Below are 4,017 nucleotides of genomic sequence, written 5' to 3'. Positions count from 1 at the left end.
GGATGGTGACGGGCAGCGTGGCGAAGGCGGCGAAGTTGCTGGCATTGGCAAGCTGCTCGCCGACTTCGCGCGTGGTCTCGATGTCCCGGCGGATGGCGTCGAGCTGGATCTCAAGGAAACGCTCGCGGCTCTCTTGCATCAATGTCAGCGCGCGCAGGCCTGCTTCGCAATTGGCGCTGAAGAACGCGAAGGGGGCGTCGGTCTGGTCTGTCATGTGAGTCTCCGTATTGGGATTGGTGGCCACGTCAGTTGGGCTTTCCGCACGCGGACGGACAGGTCCTGRCGCCGAGCATGCTGTAGAGCGGGCAGATGCGAACGAGTCCGGTCAGGACGGGAATCACGCCGATCCATCCCCACGCGCCGATCGTGCCGGTGACGGCAAGGCCGATCAAGGCCAGGCCGGCGACAATCCTGAGGGTCCGGTCAACGGTTCCGATATTGGCTTGCACGGTGAACTCCTTTCGATAGCCCGGCAGGGTAGATGTGATTCGCCGAGGCGGCTGCGCGATCCGGCGAGTGCACGATTCCAATATAGCCAGATGGCTGGCGCCGGCTTTGATCTGCGGCAACCGCCGCGCGCAATCGACGCAAGGAGCGCACACCGCGATGCTGCCGGTCTCATCGCAGGCTGGGCCGCGGACACCGCGACTCGCAATAGACCCAGTCATCTTCCATTTCATTGATGCGCAGGCGGAAGGTGTAGCTGACCGCATTCCGTCCGGCCGTGAACCGGCGCGCCTGGCTGTCGGCCTGATATTGGGCACGCACGGTATAGGCACCCGCCGGTACCTGCATATAAAGCAGGGGGCCGCTGGAAACGACCCGCAGGAGCCGCTTGCCGTCGCCATCCACGAGCGATACCGTGACGTCGGACAATGCCTCGCCGCCCTTCGCGTTGTAGAAGCCAAGCCGCACATTGAAGCGGCCGGCCACCGCGCGCATGGCCTTTGCCTCGTCCTCGCCGACACCGCCGGACACATAGGCGATCCCATTGATCTGCAGTACCTGGGGCAGGGCTTCAGGATTCGGCTGCGCCGCATGCACGGGCAGTGCGGTACCGATGAGCCCAGCCAGCGCCGCTGCCGCGAGCGAGCCGGGGATAAGTTTGCCAGCCATGATGGAGTCGGTCCGTGTCTGAGTCTGCCCGCCTATGTCAACCGCGGGCCGGTGTCTCCAGTATTGCCGGTGGCGCGGCTTGCCGCTTGATCCAGCGCAATGACGCGCAAGGCTGGGCGCGCCGGCGGGCAGTCCGTCAGGCGTCGCCCAGCGCGTGATACAACTCGTCCTCCTGCGCGAAATGCAGGCGCAGGATCGCATTCAGCTCATACAACAGGCGCCGGACTTCCTGCGCGCTTTCCAGGTCGATCCCGTCCGCGGGCTGGTCGGCGGCGATGCGTTCCAGCAGGCCCACCAGGCGGAAGATCTCGCGGTGCCCGCCGCTCAGCGCGGCCAGCGGGTCCCTGCCGCCAAGCCGTTGCGCCAGTTCCGGATAGAGGTCGGCGTCGTCATGCCGCTCATGCGCGAGCAATTGCTGGCGCAGTGCCTGGTTGAGATGCGCGAGTTCCAGGGCGGCGACGCCACCGGGGAGGCTGGCAACGCGATCCGCCATCGATCTCACCTGGTCGAGCACCTGCCCCAGTTCGGCGTGCTCGGTCTTCAGTTTCGCGGTTTCGGCCCGGGAGAGCTGCGCGGGCAGCCAGTCCGGTCCCGCCTTGCGGGCCCGCAGTGCGTTCAGAATCACGGCGACGTCGATCGCCTCCTGCAGCAGCGCCCCCGCAAGCGGCGGCAGGTAGCCGAAGGCGGCTGCGATCATGGCCGCCAGGGAAAGCGCCATGCCTGCCACTACGCTCTGCACGGCGATACGGCGCGCGCGCCTGGCGATCTGGATGGCTTCAGCCAGGCGGTCCAGGCGGTCGACCAGCAGGACGATGTCAGCCGCCTGCGCCGACGCGGCGGCGCCCGCGGCGCCCATTGCCACGCCGACGTCGGCGGCAGCCAGCGCGGGGGCGTCGTTGACGCCGTCGCCGATCATGATGACCGTGTCGTGGCGCTGCGCCTCGCGGATCGCCTCGAGCTTTTGCGCCGGCGTTTGCTGGGCGCGCACTTCCGTCACGCCCAGCATCGCGCCGGTCATCTGCGCAACGTCGTCGCGATCGCCGGTCAGCATCACCATGCGCCGGATGCCGGCCTGCCTGAGCAGCCTGAGCGCGCGGGGCGTGTCGAGCCGGATCTGGTCCGCGAGTTGCAGCGCGCCGCGCATGGCGCCATCGACGCCAAGGAAGACGGCCGACGCACCTTCATGGCTCAGGCGCCGCAGCAAGGCCGTGCTCCACGGCTTGGGCACGGTTGCCCTGGCCACATGTGCCAGCGAGCCCAGGGTGACGGCGTGGCCGTCGACGATGCCGCTCAGTCCGGCGCCGGGTTCCTCGCCGACCTTGGCCGGCAGCGCCAGTGCCAGCCCGCGTTCGCGGGCTGCGGCGACCAGTGCGCGCGAACTCACATGCACCGATGCCTGTGCCAGCGAGGCAGCCAGGCGAAGTACTTCATCGGGCGCGTCTCCCGGCGCTGCCTCAATGGCCGAGACGCGGGCCTGGCCGGCGGTCAGCGTGCCCGTCTTGTCGAAGAACAATACGCGGCCCTGCGCCAGCCTTTCGAGCGCGGCGCCGCTCTTGACCAGGATGCCGCGGCTGGCGCTGCGCGACATGCCGCAGACGATGGCCACCGGCACTGCCAGGATCAGCGGGCAGGGCGTCGCCACCACCAGCACCGCGAGGGCCCGGCGCGCATCGCCGGTCAAGAACCAGGCGGCGCCCGCCACGGCCAGCGCCAGCGGCACCAGCAGCAGGGCATAGCGGTCGGCCATGCGCGTCGACGGGCTGCGGCTTTGCCGGGCCTCCATGACAAGGCGGACGATGCCCGAATAGGTGCTTTGCGCCGCCGTGGCGCCCGCGAGCATCTCGAACGGCGCGCCGGCGTTGACCACGCCGCTGCGCAGGGGCTCGCCCGGCGCGCGGCGCTGCGGCATGGCCTCGCCGGTGAGGGTGGATTCGTCCAGGTCGGCGGACTGGATCAGCGTCCCGTCGGCAGGCGCCACTTCGCCGGCGCGTACCAGCAAGCGGTCGCCCGGACGCACGAGGTCCAGCGGCACCGGCCGCCATTCCCCGTTTTCGTAACGGCTGGCCTCGCGCGGGGCGTGGCGCAGCAGCGCGCTCATCTCGCTTGCGGCGCGCGTTTCCGCGTAGCTCTCCAGCGCGCGCCCGCTGGCCAGCATCAGGCTGATCACAGCCGCGGCAAAGTGCTCGCCGAGCCACCATGCGAAGCCGATCGCCAGCAGCGCAAGGATGTCCACGCCGGCCTGGCGGCGCCATGCCGCCAGGATGGTGCTGGCTGCCAGCGAGATCAGCACCGGCACGACGCCTGTCAGCCACACGGCGCGCGCGTGCGCGACCGATTCGAACCAGTACAGCAGCGAACCCGCGCTCAGCGTGACTGCGGAGAGCGAGAGGAGCCCGATATCGAGCCAGCGGTGATGGCGGGGCTCCAAAAGCGCCATGCTGCGATCAGCCCCGGCGATCCGTGCTCAGTTCCGGCGGGCGAGCGCCAGGGCGAACAGCGCCCCGCAGGCGGCGGCAACGGCCGCGGTGGCGCCAAGGGTGCGCCATGGGTGCGCATGCACGTACTCCTCGCCGGCGTCGGCCCAGTCGCGGACCTGGTCGCGGCCTTGCGCCTGCAGATCCCGCAGGCGTAGCTGAAGCGCCTCCAGCTGTGCCTTGAACTGCTCACGGGCCTGGCCGGCTTGCTCGCCGGTCAGGGCGGCGGTGTCGCGTAGCAATGCCTGCACATCGGCCAGCAAGACGTTGATGTCGTGCTGTAGCGTGGCACGGTGCGCGGACAGGGCGGATCTGAGGTCGTTCACGGCATTCTCCTGGCTGGTTCGGTCGAAGTGGATACGGGGGGCATGAAGCGTGACGTATCCGCAATGGCGGATAGCGCAAAGGCACTTCCCACTATAGGCAG

The 4,017-nt window shown here is 69.1% G+C and carries 4 protein-coding genes and 1 pseudogene; all 5 read right to left on the bottom strand.

Annotation, left to right across the window (positions count from 1 at the left end):
• Window positions 1-214: pseudogene (locus AC1DKD_RS39780) on the bottom strand (hypothetical protein); the annotation flags it as partial.
• A gap of 31 nt (window positions 215-245) precedes the next feature.
• The gene (locus AC1DKD_RS39775; RefSeq protein WP_477144608.1) at window positions 246-449 is read right to left on the bottom strand and encodes a YgaP family membrane protein; all 204 of its coding nucleotides are present in this window, start codon (window positions 447-449) and stop codon (window positions 246-248) included.
• 169 nt (window positions 450-618) lie between these two features.
• Entirely contained in the window at window positions 619-1,116 is a 498-nt protein-coding gene (locus AC1DKD_RS39770; RefSeq protein ID WP_441633801.1) for a hypothetical protein, read from the bottom strand.
• A 136-nt stretch (window positions 1,117-1,252) separates the two neighbouring features.
• Window positions 1,253-3,553 (bottom strand): heavy metal translocating P-type ATPase, encoded by a 2,301-nt coding sequence (locus tag AC1DKD_RS39765; protein ID WP_441633799.1) that lies wholly within the window; start codon window positions 3,551-3,553, stop codon window positions 1,253-1,255.
• Window positions 3,554-3,580: 27 nt separating this feature from the next.
• Window positions 3,581-3,916 carry an ElaB/YgaM/YqjD family protein gene (locus AC1DKD_RS39760; protein ID WP_045241564.1) on the bottom strand — a complete coding sequence of 112 codons (336 nt, stop codon included), beginning with the start codon at window positions 3,914-3,916 and terminating at the stop codon, window positions 3,581-3,583.
• Window positions 3,917-4,017: the final 101 nt, after the last annotated feature.

It is taken from the genome of Cupriavidus sp. 05T313, assembly GCF_056396665.1.
This window is presented reverse-complemented; position numbering and strand designations above follow the sequence as displayed.